Source organism: Ruegeria sp. O11 (assembly GCF_056535285.1).
This window is the reverse complement of sequence record NZ_JBQERS010000001.1, coordinates 298,195-317,288: the sequence shown is the minus strand read 5'-3', so window position 1 is coordinate 317,288 and position 19,094 is coordinate 298,195. Positions and strand designations below refer to the sequence as shown.

The 19,094-nt window shown below is 57.1% G+C and carries 19 protein-coding genes; 4 read left to right on the top strand and 15 right to left on the bottom strand.

Annotation, left to right across the window (positions count from 1 at the left end; genetic code table 11):
• Nucleotides 1–86 precede the first annotated feature (86 nt).
• The 5 genes from ACRZ91_RS01620 to ACRZ91_RS01600 all read right to left on the bottom strand — a co-directional run bounded on the left by ACRZ91_RS01620 (nucleotide 87) and on the right by ACRZ91_RS01600 (nucleotide 5,093).
• Nucleotides 87–596 (bottom strand): CarD family transcriptional regulator, encoded by a 510-nt coding sequence (locus ACRZ91_RS01620; RefSeq protein ID WP_010439402.1) that lies wholly within the window; start codon nucleotides 594–596, stop codon nucleotides 87–89.
• A gap of 284 nt (nucleotides 597–880) precedes the next feature.
• Entirely contained in the window at nucleotides 881–1,219 is a 339-nt protein-coding gene (gene fdxA / locus ACRZ91_RS01615) for a ferredoxin FdxA (protein ID WP_480902086.1), read from the bottom strand.
• A 65-nt stretch (nucleotides 1,220–1,284) separates the two neighbouring features.
• Nucleotides 1,285–1,650: an RNA-binding S4 domain-containing protein gene (locus ACRZ91_RS01610; protein WP_480902084.1), complete on the bottom strand. Its 366-nt coding sequence runs from the start codon at nucleotides 1,648–1,650 to the stop codon at nucleotides 1,285–1,287.
• Nucleotides 1,651–1,656: 6 nt separating this feature from the next.
• Complete coding sequence (locus tag ACRZ91_RS01605; protein ID WP_480902082.1) at nucleotides 1,657–4,461, bottom strand: helicase-related protein; 2,805 nt, start codon at nucleotides 4,459–4,461, stop codon at nucleotides 1,657–1,659.
• 23 nt (nucleotides 4,462–4,484) lie between these two features.
• Complete coding sequence (locus ACRZ91_RS01600; protein WP_170770464.1) at nucleotides 4,485–5,093, bottom strand: tetratricopeptide repeat protein; 609 nt, start codon at nucleotides 5,091–5,093, stop codon at nucleotides 4,485–4,487.
• Nucleotides 5,094–5,123: 30 nt separating this feature from the next.
• Between ACRZ91_RS01600 and ACRZ91_RS01595 the strand changes: the two genes are divergently transcribed.
• The 3 genes from ACRZ91_RS01595 to ACRZ91_RS01585 all read left to right on the top strand — a co-directional run bounded on the left by ACRZ91_RS01595 (nucleotide 5,124) and on the right by ACRZ91_RS01585 (nucleotide 8,285).
• Nucleotides 5,124–5,414 (top strand): SCP2 sterol-binding domain-containing protein, encoded by a 291-nt coding sequence (locus tag ACRZ91_RS01595; RefSeq protein WP_480902079.1) that lies wholly within the window; start codon nucleotides 5,124–5,126, stop codon nucleotides 5,412–5,414.
• On the top strand, nucleotides 5,414–6,385 hold the full coding sequence (locus ACRZ91_RS01590; protein WP_480902077.1) for an alpha/beta fold hydrolase: 972 nt from the start codon (nucleotides 5,414–5,416) through the stop codon (nucleotides 6,383–6,385). Before ACRZ91_RS01595 ends, ACRZ91_RS01590 begins: the two co-directional genes overlap by 1 nt.
• A 79-nt stretch (nucleotides 6,386–6,464) precedes the next feature.
• Entirely contained in the window at nucleotides 6,465–8,285 is a 1,821-nt protein-coding gene (locus tag ACRZ91_RS01585) for a M3 family oligoendopeptidase (protein ID WP_480902075.1), read from the top strand.
• 28 nt (nucleotides 8,286–8,313) lie between these two features.
• Here ACRZ91_RS01585 and ACRZ91_RS01580 read toward each other — a convergent pair whose 3' ends face one another.
• The 5 genes from ACRZ91_RS01580 to ACRZ91_RS01560 form a co-directional block, all read right to left on the bottom strand.
• Nucleotides 8,314–9,207, bottom strand: coding sequence for a DMT family transporter (locus ACRZ91_RS01580; RefSeq protein WP_480902072.1), 894 nt, complete (start codon nucleotides 9,205–9,207; stop codon nucleotides 8,314–8,316).
• Between the two features lie 15 nt (nucleotides 9,208–9,222).
• Nucleotides 9,223–9,492: a DksA/TraR family C4-type zinc finger protein gene (locus ACRZ91_RS01575; protein WP_010439380.1), complete on the bottom strand. Its 270-nt coding sequence runs from the start codon at nucleotides 9,490–9,492 to the stop codon at nucleotides 9,223–9,225.
• A gap of 56 nt (nucleotides 9,493–9,548) precedes the next feature.
• Nucleotides 9,549–10,523, bottom strand: coding sequence for a Gfo/Idh/MocA family protein (locus ACRZ91_RS01570; RefSeq protein ID WP_480902068.1), 975 nt, complete (start codon nucleotides 10,521–10,523; stop codon nucleotides 9,549–9,551).
• A 130-nt stretch (nucleotides 10,524–10,653) separates the two neighbouring features.
• Nucleotides 10,654–11,550 (bottom strand): RNA polymerase sigma factor RpoH, encoded by an 897-nt coding sequence (gene rpoH, locus ACRZ91_RS01565; RefSeq protein ID WP_480902065.1) that lies wholly within the window; start codon nucleotides 11,548–11,550, stop codon nucleotides 10,654–10,656.
• Nucleotides 11,551–11,697: 147 nt separating this feature from the next.
• A complete protein-coding gene (locus ACRZ91_RS01560) occupies nucleotides 11,698–12,732 on the bottom strand; it encodes an RluA family pseudouridine synthase (protein ID WP_170539106.1) in 1,035 nt (344 codons plus the stop codon).
• Here ACRZ91_RS01560 and ACRZ91_RS01555 point away from each other — a divergent pair.
• Nucleotides 12,731–13,033, top strand: coding sequence for a DUF6476 family protein (locus ACRZ91_RS01555; RefSeq protein WP_010439370.1), 303 nt, complete (start codon nucleotides 12,731–12,733; stop codon nucleotides 13,031–13,033). The two genes, ACRZ91_RS01560 and ACRZ91_RS01555, sit on opposite strands and share 2 nt — an antisense overlap.
• Before the next feature lie 8 nt (nucleotides 13,034–13,041).
• On the opposite strand, the gene ACRZ91_RS01550 is transcribed toward ACRZ91_RS01555, so the two are convergent.
• The 5 genes from ACRZ91_RS01550 to ACRZ91_RS01530 form a co-directional block, all read right to left on the bottom strand.
• Nucleotides 13,042–15,036: a hypothetical protein gene (locus ACRZ91_RS01550; RefSeq protein ID WP_480902063.1), complete on the bottom strand. Its 1,995-nt coding sequence runs from the start codon at nucleotides 15,034–15,036 to the stop codon at nucleotides 13,042–13,044.
• Nucleotides 15,037–15,191: 155 nt separating this feature from the next.
• The gene (nagA, locus tag ACRZ91_RS01545; RefSeq protein WP_480902060.1) at nucleotides 15,192–16,328 is read right to left on the bottom strand and encodes an N-acetylglucosamine-6-phosphate deacetylase; all 1,137 of its coding nucleotides are present in this window, start codon (nucleotides 16,326–16,328) and stop codon (nucleotides 15,192–15,194) included.
• Nucleotides 16,325–17,353, bottom strand: a complete 1,029-nt coding sequence (locus ACRZ91_RS01540) for an SIS domain-containing protein (RefSeq protein WP_480902058.1) — start codon at nucleotides 17,351–17,353, stop codon at nucleotides 16,325–16,327. The genes nagA and ACRZ91_RS01540 overlap by 4 nt, the downstream gene beginning before the upstream one ends.
• Nucleotides 17,354–17,365: 12 nt before the next feature.
• Nucleotides 17,366–18,121, bottom strand: coding sequence for a GntR family transcriptional regulator (locus ACRZ91_RS01535; protein WP_170469405.1), 756 nt, complete (start codon nucleotides 18,119–18,121; stop codon nucleotides 17,366–17,368).
• The gene (locus ACRZ91_RS01530) at nucleotides 18,108–18,995 is read right to left on the bottom strand and encodes a glucosamine kinase nucleotide-binding domain-containing protein (RefSeq protein ID WP_480902056.1); all 888 of its coding nucleotides are present in this window, start codon (nucleotides 18,993–18,995) and stop codon (nucleotides 18,108–18,110) included. Before ACRZ91_RS01530 ends, ACRZ91_RS01535 begins: the two co-directional genes overlap by 14 nt.
• Nucleotides 18,996–19,094: the final 99 nt, after the last annotated feature.

The window sequence follows — 19,094 nt, the reverse complement described above, 5'->3', positions numbered from 1 at the left end:
CCTGAAACGACTACAGCACCAAGCGACGGTTCATAAAAAAAGCCGCCCCAATACCGGAGCGGCTTTGAAATGGGTGGTGCCTTTGATCAGGCAGCGCGCGAGGTCAGCACCTCATCCACCTGCTTGGCGGCCGAGATTTCATCTGCACCAGACACTGCAGCAACTTCGCGGGTCAGACGCTCAAGCGCGGCCTCATAAAGCTGACGTTCGGAATAGCTCTGCTCGCGTTGGTCGTCGGTGCGGTGCAGGTCACGGACCACCTCAGCGATCGAGATCAGATCACCCGAGTTGATCTTTTGCTCATACTCCTGCGCCCGACGCGACCACATGGCACGCTTGACCTTGGCCTTGCCTTTAAGCGTTTTCATGGCCTGGCTGATCACATCAGGTGAGCTGAGTGAGCGCAGACCAGATTCGGTGACCTTGTTGGTTGGCACGCGCAGCGTCATCTTGTCTTTTTCAAAGGAGATTACGAACAGCTCAAGCGAGAATCCTGCAACCTCCTGCTCTTCGATCGATACGATCTGACCTACACCGTGAGCTGGGTAGACGACATAATCGTTCGGGCGGAACTCAAGCTTTTTCGATTTCGACATTCAGATTCATCCTTCATTACTGATCGGGATATGAGACGACAAAAAGACCACAGCCGAGGCCCTAAACGGCCCCGTCAGGCGGCTTATTTGTCATAAAATCAGAACTCCAAAGCGAGCATACTTACGGAGCACATCCCAATCACAGTCATCATTCGACCTCAAGTATATCACAAAATTGCGACACTCAAAAGACCGACCTAAGGCAAATGGGAGATTCCCTTTTTACCTCAATGTATTATAGCGCAGATTGTTGTCTAACGTACGGTTAGGGGCCGCCGAATCGGTTAACCACCTTCGCCGGCTGCTTCCGAGAAATATTTCTCCATCTTGCCTTCTTCGCCGTCGCGTTCCTCGGCCTCGGGCAAGGGGTCTTTCTTAGTCACAATCACCGGCCACATTTCCGAGTATTTCCGGTTGAACTCGACCCACTGCTCCATACCCGGCTCGGTATCGGGGCGAATTGCGTCGGCGGGGCATTCGGGTTCACACACACCACAGTCGATGCATTCATCGGGGTGAATGACCAGTGTATTCTCACCTTCGTAGAAACAATCCACCGGACACACCTCGACACAGTCGGTGTATTTGCAGCCAATGCAGTTTTCGGTGACAACGTAGGTCATTTTGGAATTCCCGTTTGCGCTTTGGCGACTAGCTAATCCAGTCTGACCGCCTCTTCAAGGTCAGATCACCCCTTTGGGGTACGAGAAAGATCAAGCGCGCGCCTTTCCTTCTTGGTTGGACGACCTTTTCCTTCAAATCCGGGATTCTTGGGCGGTACATCCTGCTTTTCGGTCATATCGAAGTACAAACTTTGCGCCTCGGGGGCCGGGCCGCGGCGCTCTCCGAGCGCTTCGATACGCACAACGCGGACGATCCGCCCCTGGGGAAAGGTTAGGACGTCTCCGGGTGCCACGGCCTGCGCCGGTTTCAGCACCCGGTTTCCGTTCAGACGTACATGTCCGCCGCTGACCTGTTTGGCGGCCAGGCTGCGGGTCTTGAAGAACCGCGCCTGCCACAACCATTTGTCGATCCGCAGTTTGGCCTCGGCCATCGCGGATCAGTTACCGTCCTTCAGACCCATCAGCGCTGCTGCGAACGGGTTGTCAGGATCGATGGCCTTTTCCTTCTTGGGCGGCCGAGACGAGAAGGACTTGGCACCCTGAGGTTTGCCCCCCTTCTTGCCCTGAGGTTTACCGCGCGGTTTGCCCTTGCCTTGCCCCTGCTCGCGGCGCGGGCCCCGGTTTTGCTGACGTTGGCGGCCCCATGTGAAGGTGTAGAACACCTCAACCTCGGGCTCATCCGATGTCGGTTCTGCGGCTTGATCAGCTGAAGGAACCTCGGCTGCTGCCTCGGTGCTTTCGGTGGCCTCGGCTGGCGCCTCGGCGGTTGCGTTTACATCGTCCGCTTCGGCCTTGGGCGCCGGAGATTCTTCGCCCGCGGGCTGTTCCGCCATATCGACTTTGGGCTGGTCTGCGGGGGCCGGTTTGACCTTTTCACGCTCGCCACGTTCAGCCTTGTAGCCCAGCCCCTGCATCAGGTCGGCAAACTGATCCAACGTCATACCAGTGATCGACAGCATATCAGGCTTGGCTTCGAAACCACCCCGGCTGTCCTCGGACCGCAACATGTCGGCCAGACGTTCGAGCATGTCGATCCGGATCGAGCGTTCGCCCGCATCGCGATAACCGCACATGGTGTCATAACCCTGCGGTGCATCCTTCGCGACCGGCACGGTGACCAGACCCGGAGGCGGTGCTTCGGGGAATTCCTGCAAGCCGCTGGACAATGCCCACAGAACCAGACGCAGGCGCGTTGGTGCAGGTTTCAGCAGCAGTGGCATGAAGATGGTGAACTGACCAAATCGGATGCCGTGCTTGCGCAGCGCGCCGCGCGCGTCCTGATCCAGATCCTTGACCTCTTGCGCGACCTGCGCACGGGGCAGCACGCCAAGCGCCTCAACCATGCGGAATGCAAAGCCTTTGGCAAGACCCGTCAGTTCTTCGTCGCGCGACAGATTCAGCAGCGGCTCAAACAGCGCCGCCACTTTGCGGTCGATGAAATGCTGCAGCCGGCGCTGCACTTTCTGTTCGACGTCCGGGCCTGCGGCCTCATCGACAAAAACCTCGACCACTGGCTTGAGAGGCTCGGCTCCGGCAACCAGCTTGCCGACAGCATATTCGCCCCACATCAGTCCGCCCTGATCGGTGAAATCTATTTCGGTATCGGGCGCGTTGTAGAAGCGATCGGCACGCAGATGGAATTGCGGCGCGAGTGCTTGCAAAGAGGCCGATTTCAAAGCTTTCGCCTCGGTTCCTTGCGCGCTTTTGTCCGGCGAAAACCGGAACCCTTCCAGACGACCGACGAATTCGCCTTCGACGGTCACTTCACCCTTGTCATTTACTTCGGCCAAAAGGGCCTCCTTCTGTTTGAGCCGGCGCAGCAAAACAGATGTACGCCGGTCCACAAATCGTTGGGTCAGACGGTCATGCAGAGCGTCCGACAGCCTGTCTTCTACAGTGCGCGTCTCATCACGCCAATGGGATTCGTCACGCACCCAACTGTTTCGTTGCGCAACATATGTCCAAGTGCGAATATATGCCAACCTTTTGGACAGCGCATCAATATCTCCGTCCGTACGGTCTATGCGGCGGATTTGCCGCGCCATGAAATCGTCAGGGATGGATCCGCGCTCATGCAGGTGGCCATAGATCACCTCGAGCAGGCTGGCATGTTCCGCATGGCTGATACCGCGAAAATCAGGAATTCGGCATACATCCCACAGCAAGCGTACCGATGGTCCATCGCTGGCACGGGCGACAACTTCGGTGACCTGGGACAAAGATTTCAGAACGTTCAGGTCGTCGGCGGGCCGCGCCTTGATCAGGTGCTCATTGTCGGGGCTGACCTCAAGCGAGTCGATCAATGCCTCGATCGAGCCAAACCGCAAAGCGGCATTCCGCCAGTTCAGCTTCTTCATCGGCGTGAACCGGCTGTCCATAATGGCTTGGGCCACGCCCTCCTCCAGCGGAGGGGCTTCACCAGTTATACCAAAAGTGCCATCCGACATACCTCGCCCGGCCCGTCCTGCGATCTGGGCCAGTTCATTGGGCGCCAAAGGCCGCATTCGGCGACCGTCGAATTTGGTAAGGGATGAGAACGCCACATGGTTTACATCCAGGTTCAAACCCATGCCGATGGCATCGGTGGCCACCAGATAATCAACCTCGCCGTTCTGGTAGAGGTCAACCTGCGCATTCCGCGTGCGAGGGCTGAGCGCCCCCATGACCACCGCCGCCCCGCCCTTCTGACGACGCAGCAATTCCGCGATGGCGTAGACATTGTCGACCGAGAACCCGACAATCGCGCTGCGCGAGGGCATTCGGCTGATCTTTTTGCTTCCAGAATAGACCAGTTGAGACATCCGCTCGCGCCGGACAAACTGCGCCTCGGGAACAAGCGCGGCAATCGCACCCCGCATAGTGTCAGAGCCGAGGAACAACGTCTCATTCGTTCCACGCGAGCGCAGTAGACGGTCGGTAAAAACATGGCCGCGTTCAGGGTCGGCACAGAGCTGGATTTCGTCGATAGCAACGAAATCGGCGCCCATTCCTTCGGGCATCGCCTCGACCGTGCAGACCCAATATTGCGCCCGCGGCGGCACGATACGTTCCTCGCCCGTGACCAGCGCAACGACGGAGGGTCCGCGAATGGCGACGATCTTGTCATAAACCTCGCGTGCCAACAGACGCAGGGGCAAGCCGATCACACCTGTCCGGTACCCCAGCATACGTTCAATCGCGTAATGGGTTTTACCTGTGTTCGTTGGGCCAAGTACGGCCACGATTCGGGATGACCCGCTCACCTTCGCCCCCTGCGCCCTGAGACTTACAGCGCCTTGCCTTCAACCTGAGGCTTCAGCCGATTCACGGCATTGGTTACTTCTTCATGATGGGGATGTATAGCCAATGCGCGCGAATAGGCCTCGAACGCCTGCTCGGGCTTACCTACAATCTCGAAGATCAGCCCAAGGCCATAGATAGCCTCATAATTGTTTGGGTTAAGGGTCAAAGCGTGTTCAAGATCCGCAGCTGCCATACCAAACCGCTCTATGCCGAAAAAAGCCGATGCACGCACGTGCCAGCCTTCGGCGAATTCAGGTGCATGATCAGTGAGCGCTGTCAGATGGTCCAGAGCAGCCTCGACATCGCCATCATCCAACGCCTCTCGCCCGCGCTCAAGCAGCAAATCAGCCGAGGCCGAACCGGATTGTGACCACAGCGCCTGCAATTGCCGATCCAAACCAATGGCCTGCTCGGGCGTCGATTGCGCCAGTTGCTGCAACAGCTCCGCCTCGTCGCGCGAATCCGCCTCTTGCGCAGTACAAGTGGTGGAAAACGTGACTATGACGGCAAGTGCCGCGACGGTACGTTTGAGATTGGTGATTGCAATACCCATAACAATGGTCAGTGTAGCGTTGCGACCGGGGATGTCCATTCACGGCGCATGAACAATATGAGGAAGACCATGAGCGATATTCTGGCAAAAGCCGCGGCGGCATTGAATGAGAAACTGTCGGGCGGCGATTTCGACGCGTCGGCCAAGTTTGCCATCGCCGATCTGGGATCTATCATCCTTGATGCAAGCGGTGCGCGCGTCAGCGACGACGAGGCTGATGTGACCCTCAGCGCCGATGCGGATACCTTTGAACAAATCCTCAGCGGCGACCTGAACCCAACCGGTGCATTCATGTCCGGCAAGCTGAGCGTTGACGGAGACATGGGAATCGCCATGAAACTCGCTTCGGTGCTGGCTTGATGGAGTTTTCGCCGGCCCCCTTATTCGAAGACGTGGCCGGCGGCCCTGCTGGTGGAGTGGCCCATTGGCTGACTACCGAAGACGGAATACGCATCCGCGTGGCACATTGGCTGCCCGAAGGTGATGCGCGCGGCACGGTGATGCTGTTCCCCGGTCGAACGGAATATATTGAGAAATACGGCGACGCGGCCCTTGAATTCGTGAGCCGGGGCTTTGCCTGCTTTTCCGTTGACTGGCGCGGGCAAGGTCTGGCGGATCGTTTGCTTGATGATCCGAGAATCGGTCATGTCGAACAATTCACTGATTATCAGCATGACGTTCGATCCACCCTGGCACTCGCCACGCAACTGGAATTGCCCAAACCCTGGTTTGTGATCGGTCACTCGATGGGTGGTGCCATTGGGTTGCGCGCGGTTCTGGAAGGAGATGACTTCGCTGCTTGTGCCTTCACAGGGCCGATGTGGGGTATTTTCTTTACACCGATCATGAAGCCTCTCAGCCAGTTGACCGCCTATTGGGGGCCGCGCCTGGGGTTGGGAGAGAAAAAGCCGCCCACAACTTCGCTTGAAAGCTATGTTGTGTCGCAACCTTTCGAAGGAAACGTGCTGACGCGCGATCCGGCGATGTACCGAATGATGCAGGACCAGCTGGCCGCGCATCCCGAGCTGGCTTTGGGTGCTCCGTCCACCATCTGGCTGCGCGAGGCGCTGAATGAATGCACCTGGCTGATGGAGCAGACTGCGCCCGACATCCCTGCCCTGACCTTCTTGGGCAGTCACGAACAGATTGTGGATCGCAAAGCGATCCGAGCCCGGATGGCCGACTGGCCTAGCGGTACTCTGGTCGAGATTCCCAACGGCGAACACGAGGTTCTGATGGAGGCACCCGAGGTGCGCGGTCCGATCTTTGATCAGCTGGCGGCACATTTCGCGGCTGCCGCGGCGAAACCAAAACCCGAGCCCTGTCATTAAGGCCTAAGCCGACAGGTTGCTTGTGATCCGGACACGCCGCGCCTAAATGTTTGCCAACGCAGTTTATTCGAGGTGATCCATGCGCGACCTTCCCTTTCCCATCCGTGACGCAAATGCAGGCGGCGGTGCCGATGATCTGGGCAATTTGCCGGAATGGGACCTGACGGACCTCTACGCCTCGGAAGATGCTTCTGAATTGGCCCGCGATCTGGACTGGCTGGAAGGCGAATGTGCGTCCTTTGCCACGGATTATGAGGGCAAGCTGGCCGATCTGGACGCTGCTGGCCTGCTGACTTGCGTGCTGCGCAACGAAAAGATCAACGCCATCGCCGGGCGGATCATGTCCTTTGCCGGATTGCGCTATTACCAACTGACCACCGATGCGGATCGCGCCAAGTTCCTGTCGGACATGCAGGAGAAGATCACCGTATTCACCACTCCGCTGGTATTTTTCACGTTGGAACTGAACCGCATCGACGACGACGTGCTGGCCGCGCATTTCGCCGCCAATGCCGATCTGGCACGATACGAGCCCGTGTTCCGTCGCATCCGTGCGATGAAGCCCTATCAACTGTCTGACGAGTTGGAAAAATTCCTGCACGACCTCGGAGTTGTTGGCGACGCGTGGGAACGTCTGTTCGACGAAACCATCGCGGGCCTGACCTTCACCGTCGATGGAGAAGAACTGAATATCGAAGGCACGCTGAACCTGCTCACCGAACAGGATCGTGCCAAACGTGAGGCTGCCGCGCGTGAGTTGGCCACCGTTTTCCAAAGCAATATCAAAACCTTCGCCCGCGTTCATAACACGCAAGCAAAGGAAAAAGAGATCGTTGATCGTTGGCGCAATATGCCAACGGCGCAGACAGGTCGCCACCTGTCGAACGATGTAGAGCCCGAAGTGGTCGAAGCCCTGCGCGAGGCCGTTGTGGCCGCCTACCCCAAGTTGAGCCATCGCTATTATGAACTGAAGCGCAAGTGGCTGGGTCTGGACGTGATGCAAGTCTGGGATCGCAACGCACCGCTGCCGATGGAAGACACCCGGATCATTGACTGGGCCGAGGCCGAGAAGACGGTGATGGATGCCTATAACGCCTTTGATCCTCGGATGGGTGAGATCGCAGCCCCCTTCTTCTCGAAGGGTTGGATCGACGCGGCGGTGAAGCCCGGCAAAGCGCCCGGCGCCTTTGCGCATCCCACCGTGACCGAGGTTCATCCCTACGTGATGCTCAACTATCTGGGCAAACCGCGCGATGTGATGACCTTGGCGCATGAATTGGGCCACGGCGTACATCAGGTATTGGCCGCCGATCAGGGTGAGATGCTGTCTTCGACTCCACTGACCTTGGCCGAAACCGCCTCGGTCTTTGGTGAAATGCTCACTTTCCGCAAGATGCTGGATCAAGCCGAGACCCCAGAACAGCGCAAAGTGCTGCTGGCCGGTAAAGTCGAAGACATGATCAACACGGTAGTCCGTCAGATCGCCTTCTACGACTTCGAATGCAAGCTGCACGCCGCCCGCCGCGAAGGTGAACTGACCCCGGACGACATCAACGCTCTTTGGATGAGCGTTCAGGCCGAAAGCCTTGGCCCCGCATTCGAATTCATGGACGGGTACGAGACCTTCTGGGCCTATATCCCGCACTTCGTCCACTCGCCATTCTATGTCTACGCCTATGCCTTCGGCGACGGCCTCGTGAACGCGCTCTATTCGGTCTACGAAAGCGGTGCGGACGGGTTCGAAGACAAATATTTCGAAATGCTGCGTGCCGGTGGCTCGAAGCACCATAAAGAGCTTCTTGCCCCGTTCGGACTGGACGCCAGCGATCCCGAGTTCTGGGACAAAGGCCTGTCGATGATCTCATGCTTTATTGACGAACTGGAAGCGATGGAAAGCTAAATCTAAGGGGCAGCTTGCAAGGGCTGCCTCATTTCTCTTTGGTTGGTTTCATCGTCGTCACGAAAATGGCCGTCACGATCAAAAACGCGCCGACAATCGCTAGCGGTGTGATCGTTGCGCCCAGAAACAGCGCCGAATTGACAAAGGTAAACACAACCGACGCGGCGAATAGCAGCGTCGCCGTCAATGTCGACACGCGCGCGGCGGCTTCGTACCAAAGATAATAGGCAAGCGCGGTGGGCAAAACGCCCAGAAGGATCAAGAAGATCACATCGTTTGCGGTTGGCATCTGGAACGAGAAAGCCGCCAGTGGCATCAACAAGACGCCCGAACACAAAAAGATGCCAAACAGGAAGTTCAACCTTTCGACGGTAGTTTCCGAGGTCTGCATCGCGCGGCTGCTGGAAATCAGGAACACCGCCCAGCTGAGCCCCGCCCCGATTTCCATCAGATCGCCCAACAGGGGCTCTCCCCCGCCCTGAAAATCCCGGTAGACGGTCAGAAACACACCAAGGATCGCCAGCAGCGTCGCCAATACATCAGCGCGGCCAACGGCGGTATCCGCGAAGAAATACAGGAAAATCAACACGAAGAACGGCGCGGTATTCTCAAGCACCATCGCATTAGCAGCACCTGTATGTTCCAAGCCTATGTGGAACAGAATATAGTTCACCAACGTCGACAACACTGCCAGCCGGAAGTTCCAATCCCTGTACTGGACCGAGACCCGTGCGCCCATAAACCGCAACATGCAGAAGATCGCAAATGCGGCTATGAACAAGCGCGATACGGCAATCTGTAACCCGCCGAGATCACTGGTCAGATACCGCACGATAACGCTGTGCGTGCCCCATAGAAACGCGGCGAGGAACCCAAGAACCAACCCGTTTTGCAGCAATGATCTCTGCGACTGATCCTTCACCGGGTGCTCCTCGCGTTATTTCAGCTGACTGTCTTTCGAACCTCGCCGATTGATCCCGCCGCGGGTCTTGAAGCTGCTGTCACGCTCTTGCTGGCAGTCCAGGCACAGCTTTACGCCTGGCAAAGCAAGGCGGCGTTTTTCGGGGATCGGTTCCTCGCATTCGGCGCAATGGGTCAGGCTTTCGCCCACAGGTCGCTTTTGCGCCTGCATCCGCGCCAGCTCATCCGAAATCGACGCTTCGATCTGTTCACTCACCGCACCATCGCGCGCCCAGCCGCCCGCCATTTGACCCTCCTGATCCGGTCGGGACAGGATACGCGAGACACCAAGGGCGTGGCAAGCTAGAGCGATACAGCTGTATCAAAGACCTGATCGATAACCTCTTGCGTGCCCCGCACGAATTCCAACGGACAGGGGTAGTCAGCCCGATCGCGGACTGAGCGGCAGAATGCCTCGACCTGCAACTTATAGTGATCGTCCCCTGGAAAGCGCGTCACCTGTACCTCAAGCCCAGGGCGGTGCAACTCGACCCTTGCTTCGCCAAAAACACGCGCATTGAAAGGCGCGGTCAGACGGATCAAACCACCTTCGCCGTGAAACACCATCTCCTGATGCGGATGCATTCGGGTCGAGACGTAGGCGGAGTAGGTAAAGTCGGAAAACTGCGCGCGAATTTCGGTGAAGACGTCCACGTCATTCTCCCAGCGGATCGCAGCGCTGACCGAGGTCGGCTCTTGACCCGTCGCATAGCGAGCGCTGCCGATCACATACACCCCGATATCGCGCAGCCCACCCCCGCCGGTTTCTGCGCGGTTGCGAATGTTGGCAGCATCCGCCCGGTTGTCATAGCTGAACGCGCCGGTGACATGGACCAGCTTCCCGATTGCTCCGTCGGCGATCATATTGCGGGTTAATTGCCACTGCGGATGATGCACGATCATGTAAGCTTCGGCGGCCAGCAATCCGGTTTGATCCCGCTTGGCAATCAGAGTTTCAAACTCATCAGCCCGCATGGTCATCGGCTTTTCGCATAAAACATGCTTGCCCGCATCCAGCGCCCTCAGGCTCCATTCGACATGCAGATGATTTGGTAATGGGATGTAGACAGCTTCGATCCCCGGATCAGCCAGCAGCGCGTCATAGCTATGGAAAACGCTGATATCGGGGCAAAACTGTTGAAATGGCGCCGCTTTGGTCGGATCGGACGTGGCCAACCCAGCAAGGCGAGCACCATCGGCGGCGTGGATAGCTGGCCCCATGTGCTGAAGCGCAAATTTCGATGCCCCTAATATGCCCCATTGAACCGGCTTTTGCATGATCACCACCTCCCCGCGATGTTAGCGCCACCAATCATTAGCAGCGAAGGACAGGACTGTCATACCCCTTGGGCAAGAAAAAACCGGCCTGACGTGGATCAGACCGGTTGGCGCTTCGAATGCGAGCGGCTCAGCTTGAACTCAACATGCCCTTCTCGCGCGCAAGCTCTCGCATCTTCTTCTGCAACTTCTCAAACGCGCGCACTTCGATCTGACGAATGCGTTCACGGCTTACATTGTATTGCGTGCTCAATTCCTCAAGCGTGACAGCCTGATCCATCAGACGGCGCTGGGTCAGAATATCTTTTTCACGATCATTCAAGACGTCCAACGCAGCGGCAAGCAGCTCGCGCCGGGCTTCCAGTTCATCGCGCGCCTCATAGTCGCTAGCCTGATCAGCATCTTCATCCTCTAGCCAATCCTGCCATTGCATTGTGCCTTCGCCTTCAGACCCGACGGTCGCGTTCAGCGAGGCATCACCACCGGACATCCGGCGGTTCATGCTGATCACTTCATCTTCTGTCACACCGAGGTCTTCAGCGATCTTGGCCACGTTTTCAGGGCGCAGATCACCCTCTTCCAATGCGCCAATACGCGCCTTCGCCTTGCGCAGATTGAAGAACAATTTCTTCTGTGCCGAAGTTGTGCCCAGCTTCACCATCGACCAGGATCGCAGAACATATTCCTGGATCGAAGCGCGGATCCACCACATGGCATAGGTCGCCAAGCGGAATCCCTTTTCAGGGTCGAATTTCTTAACCGCCTGCATCAGGCCCACATTGGCCTCGGAAATCACCTCGGCCTGCGGCAAACCATAGCCGCGATATCCCATCGCGATCTTGGCCGCCAAACGCAGGTGTGACGTGACCATCTTATGTGCGGCCTCGGTATCCTGTTCCTCGACCCACCGCTTGGCCAGCATGTACTCTTCCTCTGGCTCCAGCAGAGGAAACTTACGAATCTCCTGCATATAGCGGTTCAGTCCACCTTCAGGTGTCGGTGCTGGAAGATTTGAATAATTTGCCATTTATTTCTGCCCCTTGGACAAATGTTTAAGCCCTTAACATGGGATATGGGTACCAGAACCGGAACATTCAAGAGGATCTGATACAAGTCTGGAATTAACCCTATGTAAAGGAAAGCTGAAATTGCGATTTTCACAAGCCTTTGCAAATTATTTCAGCGGCTTTCTCAGGTTTTCCAACAGCATTGACATATCCTGCGGCAACGGCGCCTCAAATCGCAGCATTTCGCTGGAAACTGGGTGTTCGAACCCAAGCACCGCTGCGTGCAGCGCTTGACGTGGGAATGCTCGCACAGCTTCAATCGCCTCGGGCGCGAACGCACGCGCTGCCAATTTGCGTTTGCCACCATAAACCGGGTCTCCGACAAGGCCATGGCCAGCGTGTGCCATATGGACACGGATTTGATGTGTCCTGCCCGTCTCGAGCCAGCATTCGACTAATGATAGGCCACCGGGCGACCCGAATACCTCGACAATCCGCGCTCGTGTCACTGCATGCCGACCACCGTGAAACAGCACGGCCTGCTTTTGCCGATCCGTTTTGTGTCGCGCCAGCTGAGTCGTCAGACGCATAATGTTGCCGGGCTCAAAGCTAACGCCCTTTATCCCACGCAATCGGGGATCGTTGGCGTCGGGCACGCCATAACAAATGGCGCGGTAGTAGCGCTCGACGCTATGCGCCTCGAACTGGGCCGCCAGCCCATGATGCGCCACATCCGATTTGGCCACGACCAACAGGCCACTGGTTTCCTTGTCGATCCGATGTACGATTCCTGGGCGTTTGACACCGCCGACTCCTGATAGATCTTCGCCGCAATGATGAAGCAGCGCATTGACCAGCGTGCCGTTCGGAGAGCCCGGTGCCGGATGCACCACCATACCAGCGGCCTTGTTGATCACGATCAGATCGTCATCCTCATAGACAACTTCCAAAGGGATATCCTCTGGGCCGATATGGCTGTCTTCGGCCTCAGCCACTGTAATCCCGATCTGTGCATCTTCGGAAATTTTGGCCTTGGGGTCTTTAATGACCGCCCCATCGACGGTCACTGCCCCCTCGCTGATCAATCGTGTCAGTCGGGTGCGCGACAGGTTCTCTTCCGCTGGCACATCCCGCGCAAGCGCCTTATCAAGGCGGGGCGGCGGAGCGGCCGCGATGTGAAACTCTATCAGGCGGGTGCCCATGACTGTCCCTTCCGAACCTCAGGAACCGCAGGAAACACCGCAGCTTCGACTGCTGCGGCGTATGGTCATGCTGTTGACCGCGGTTATGATTGGCGGGGTTCTAGTTACATTCGCCCTGATTGTCATCCGCCTATCCGATCGCACACCCAAGCTGCCCGATCAGATCGAGTTACCGGACGGAGCAAAAGCCCAAGCATTGACCATCGGCAACAACTGGTATGCGGTCGTGACCGAGGACAACCGTATTATGATCTTTGACAAGACAACCGGAAAACTGCGGCAAGAGATTGCGCTGGACTAGGGCCGCGTCTACCCCGAAAGCCTGTTCAACTGATTGGTAAACCGCTTGTAGGGCGGATAAAGATCGCGCGCTCTCTCAAGATACGGCCGCGCCTTTTTCTTGTTTCCACGTCGCATGTGGATCTGACCCGCCATACCCTGAATGGCGACACTGACTTCATCCTGATCAGCGGCTTGCAAGATCAGCTTCTCGCCCTGCCCGATTTGGCCCGTCCGCTCCAGCAAACGGCCCATTGCGTACAGAAGAAATGGGCTTTCGGGGTCGCAGGCCAGCGCCTCGGCCATTGTTTTTTGGGCAGCGTCGGTATCGCCCTCCGCTTCATGAAGCTCGGCCAGTCGTTTCTGATACAGTGTATTTTCCGGCACTTCGGCTACTATCCGACGTGTTCTGTCGATGGCCTGGGCGCCGGAGACCTCGCCCAGATGCTTTTGCAGTACCACCTGCGCGCTCTGCAATCGCGGGTCGTCTGCTGGCACGTCAGGCAGATCGTCCAAGGCTGAGCTCAATGCTTCCAGCCTCTTACGCTGATCAAACAGACGTCTTGCGCGTTGATCCAGCGCCAGATCCGCCCAATCCAGCAGAACGAAATCAAAGTTGCACGGCCGCCATGATACCACCTTGTGCTGAACCAGATACAGGTTGTTGAACGGTGGAAAACGGCGCTGACGCACCGTGCGCTGTAACGACCAGTCAACCGGTGGCAGCAGTCGATGTGCCAGATGTGACCGATACAACATTCTGGAACCCAGCACTACAACATCCGGCCGTAATGGCTTGGCCCAGAACGCTTTTGCGAAATGCCGTGTCGCCGCCCAGCGTTTGCCCTGCACACCCAGAATGGCGCCACGCAAAGCGCACATGACGGCATAATCTTCGGGCCAGAGATGCGGATTCTCCAACCCCTCACGGGCAAGCGTCTCGCTTTCCTGCCACTTGGACAGGTAAAAACAATTCAGTGATTGCAGCAACGGCATAAAGGCGTTGTCGGCCCCGGTGTCTAGGATGGGTTTCGCACTTTCATACGCCTCTTCACAGCGATCCTGAGCCGATAGATATTGCGCCGCTTTTGCATAGATATGCGCAGCCTCCGAAGGATTCAGAAACTCTGCTGGTCCTTGCGCGACCCGCTCGATGACGCGCTCATTCGCCCCTTGCAATTCCTCCTCAGTCAATACATCGCGAAACACCTTGCGCTGCTGTCCCGATATCCGCGCCGCTGCCATCGAAAAGGCCGAAATATATGGTGCAATCACCTGATCCGCCCGCGACATTGCGTAGAGTTCCAGAAAGTCTCGTTGCGCTCGTGTCAGACCCGACAACTCAGCAATGTCCGACATTTGCATAAGCTGCGGAAACCGCTGCTTAAACCGTACGATCAACTCGGGCTGATCTGAGAACATGATCGCCGTCTGGCCCCTGGATTTTTCCAGATGGACCTCATAAAACTCTTCGGGCTCGATCTTGGCGGGCCAGGTTGAGTGTTTCCACGGCAATCCATTCAAGATATCGCCACGACGGATGTGATAGGCAGAAACCCCCTGCCCTGAAAGTTTTTCATCCGCCCGATCCATGATCTGACGAACCTTATCGACGAACCCAACACCGCGGATGAAATCACGATAACGGGGGCGGATGGCTTCGATATCCTCCCAAGGGAACGCCAGCACCTCGAACCCTTCTTCGACCAGTACCGAACGGCCCGAAGCTAAATGGTCCATCAACCGCTCTGGCGATGGGTCGTTCTGGAAAGCCCAAATCGGCTGAGCGGTCTCATTCAGTGCGTCGAACTCTGGCTGATTAAGAAAATGCGCATCCATCCAATCAGTAGTGAACAGCTCCTCGGGCTGATCCAGTTCCGGTGCGTCCGCGCCCTGTGGGAACCAGTTCACGCGGTAGTCGGTCTCAAAATCTTCAGCCAGACGAATACAGGTCAGGATCATTAACAGGCGCGCGCCCATACGATCCTTGCGCTGCCCAATGAAAACGCCTCGCTTCTGGGTCATGGCAAAATCTGGGCAGCCGCCCTCATGTCGATTTTGCCAATATCTTGAAACATTAGGACATTCCCAAACTGTGTTTGCCTAACGTCTTACACAACCGCAGCGGCTGCGGCGAGATGCGAAATCTGTGGTGTCATGAGTTTCGCCAAAAATGGCGTTCAACCTGCAACAACCGGTCGAGCCTCTGACATATCCGGGGAAATTCGAATGGCCTGCGTGAGCGTGCTCAGATCAGAGATGGCTCTTTGCGAGATGATATCTCCGGGAATGCGCGTTGCCGCTGCTAAGGCATCGGGCAGTGATATTCCAACTTTTGTCGTCAACACACGCAAGGCAGTGGTCAGATCAAGATCAGCCCCAGCCAGTGTTCCGTCCTGCAAGGTTAGCCTGCCGTTTTCTCGTTGGATGATACGCCCTTCCAACTTGAACTCTGTCAAGTCTGTCCCAGCGACGGCCATCGCATCACTGACCAGAAACAGGCGGCCCGGCCCCTGCTTGGCGGCGAAGGCCGCGCGCATCGTCTCTGTGTGAACATGAATCGCGTCTGCGATCAGACCTGCGGACATTGCACCTTGGGAAAGGACGGCGCCAACGAGGCCGGGTTCGCGGTTGCCCAATTGGCTCATGGCGTTGAACAGATGCGTCGCACAATGCGCGCCTGCCTTAACGTACGCCACACAGGTTTCAAACGCAGCATCACTGTGCCCCATTGAGACGATGACTCCCGCTTTGGTAAGCGTTTCGACCTGAGCCGTCGTGACACTCTCGGGTGCAATCGTGACCATGAGCGCAGGCAGCACCTTTGCTGCATCTAACAGTTGCTGAAGATCGGCACCTTCCATGGGCCTGATCAGTGCAGCGTCATGCGCGCCTTTGCGACGCACGGACAGGTGCGGGCCCTCAAGGTGCAGTCCTGCAATCCCGTGCACCCCCTGTTTGATGGCCTGCGTTGCGGCCGCAATCGCGGCTCTGGTCTTTTCAGGTGTATCCGTAATCAACGTCGGCAAGATCGATGTCGCCCCAAGTTGGCGATGTGCCCCTGCGATACGCAGCAGTGTTTCGACTGACGGATCATCATTGAACATGACACCTCCGCCGCCATTGACCTGCAAATCTACGTAACCAGGGCTGAGAATGTCACCCGACAGGTTCTCGATCACTTCACCCGCAGACAGCTGAGATTCGGGCAAGATGCAATCCAACCTCCCGTCGACGAAGCGGGCCGCATGCCCTTCTACCAGCATTTCGCCGTCGAAAATCGGCCCTCCGGCGAAGGTGATCGTCGCAGCCGTCATACCGTTTCCGTCACTTTCCGCAGGTGGCGTGGTGCATCAGGGTTGATACCGCGCCGCGTGGCTACTGCCTCGACCATACCGTAGAAAGACGCAATCGAGGCAACCGGATCCGTCATCCAGTGCGATGTGCGCACATGCGGCAGCGACACAGCATCAGCCACCTTGTTGGTTGTCGCAAAGACCTTTGCCCCTTTGCCCGCAAGCGCATCCGCAACCTCGGCAATATTGGCCTCGGCCGCATCACCTGAGGCGAAGGCAATTACTGGAAACCCCTGATCGACAATCGAAACCGGACCATGCAATACCTCGGCCGAGGAATAGCTTTCCGCGTGGATCTGGCAGGTTTCCTTGAATTTCAGAGCCGCCTCATTCGAAATTGCCCAGGACATGCCACGCCCAAGCGTGAACAGTGATTGGCCATCAACGGTGTCTACGACAGCCCCCCAATCGCATGTGATCGCGCGTGACAAAACATCCGGCAGTTTGTGGATCGACGACAGCAATTCATCATCTCCCTTGACCTCGGCCAACAACCAAAGCCCGGCAACCAGAGAGGTGACGAAAGTTTTTGTGGCAGCCACGCTCAGTTCAGCGCCTGCGTGGATCGACAGAGCCGAAGACGCAACCTTGGCCAGGGCCGATCCTGTATCATTGGTAATTGCAACCGAGTATGATCCGCCTTCAGTCAGGGATTTTGTCAATTGAACGATATCCGGGCTTTGGCCCGATTGTGACACCGAGATACACAGTGCGCCGGGGCAGCGCATGTCTACCCCGTAAATCGATTTGACGCTCGGCCCGACCGACGCCATGGGCAGGCCCAGCAGCAGTTCAGACGCGTATTTCAGATAGCTGCAGGCATGATCCGACGATCCGCGTGCGACTGAGATCAGGAAATTAGGATCATGCTCGCGGATCGCGCGAGCAGTGGCGGAGATCGCCCTGGCACCTTCGGTTAAAAGTCGATCAACGGCAAAGGGTATCTCGTTGATTTCCCGCCGCATTTGAGTTGTTTCGGTGGACATATGTCCCGCCTTTCAGGTTGATAAACGCAGCTCTGCCACAAAATCGTAGGCATCGCCGTGATAGATGGATCGGGTGAGTTCGGCGACGCGCCCGCTTTCGAGGTATGAGGTACGCTGAATGCGCAGCCCCGCTGTGCCCTCTGCAACATCAAGCAAGCGTGCCTCGGTGGCTTCAAGGTTGATGGCCGAGATCTTTTGGATCGCGCGCACCGGACGGTTCCCGGATCTTTCCAGGAAGGCATACAAGGACCCAGTGACTTCGGTCGGGTTGGGCAGGATATCCAGCGGCAAAGCTGCGCGCTCTAACGCCATTGGCCGTCCTCCGGCAGCGCGCAAACGATGAATTCGGGCGACCTGATCATTGGTCGATAGCCCTAGTGCCAACATCTCGTCCGGAGAGGGCAGAAACACCCCGCGCTCCAACCAGGTCGAGGTTGTTTCAAAACCACGTCGCTCCATATCCTCGGTAAATGAGGTCAAGTGAGACAATGATTGCTCAACCCGTGCAACAGGCTGACGCACGAATGAGCCTGAACCCTGCCTCTGTTCGATCGCGCCTTTGCGCACCAGTTCCTGAATCGCCTTTCGCACCGTGACGCGCGACAGATCCGTGAGCTCAGCGATCTCGCGTTCGGGTGGAAGTGAACTGTTCGGGGCTAGAATGCCCTCTTCTATCCCCTGCTCCAACCGATGGCGCAATTGCACATAACGCGGACCAGCGGTCTGACCCAGCCATCCTTCGGGTTTCAGGAAGTCAGCAACGCTCATGTTCGATCTCCTCATGAAACGCACGGGCCAGCGCGATTGCACCGGCCAATGGATCGCCCAGTGGTTCAGTCAGGTCTTGCTGCATGATCTCTGAGAGGTAAGGCGCGTATTGCGGACCGATCCCCCCGGTCAGACAAATCGATAGACCGGGCTTCCAGCCCATCGCCTCGATCTGATCCGCCAGATATCGCGCCCCGGCCTCCATGATAGCGCGCGCAAGCGCATCCCCCTGATCAGCGCTAAGCGTGACTATAGGGGCCAGCGCACCGAACTCGGTGGGCGTCATCATGGATGCAGCCCCTACAATCCCGGCGGCACCATCAAAGCGTGCCAAAAGACCATTCGCCATCTCGGAGGTCGGCGCGATGCCATCGACACAATCGAGAGTGCGCGCCAAAGCCTGCCGGCCAACCCATTGCGCAGAAGCTTGATCCCCTAATACCGGTCCCCAGCCACCGGCCAAGCGAATCTGACCATCTCTCTGTGAAGCGAGAAACGACCCAGTACCACAATGCGCCACGAAACCATCTTTCGACCCAAGCGCACCCCTCAATGCGGAGGGCCTGTCATCTTCAATTCGGGCGCGTTCGAACGGCAGCCTCGCCGCAAGACGCCCTGCCAGCGTTTTGCCCGTGATCCCAGCCAATCCCAAATAGGCCGACGTCCCTGCAACCTGTGCGCCATTCAATCCGGCTTGCTTGGCCAGATCCGCAATGCCGCGATTCAGCTCGGCACAAGCTGCTTCGAAATCGGTCGAGACGTTCGCGGCCCCCACCTCAACTTGGCGAGCAACGGAACCATCAGAAACAGCGATACGACAACGCGTACCACCGCCATCTACAGCGAGCACTATGGTATCAGCAAGACGACTCATGGAAATACCTTTATAATACCTATTGAAGTTTTTGAAGACCCAATTGCGACCAAATTACAGAATTATGGCTGAAATTCTGAAACATATCGACACAAAAAG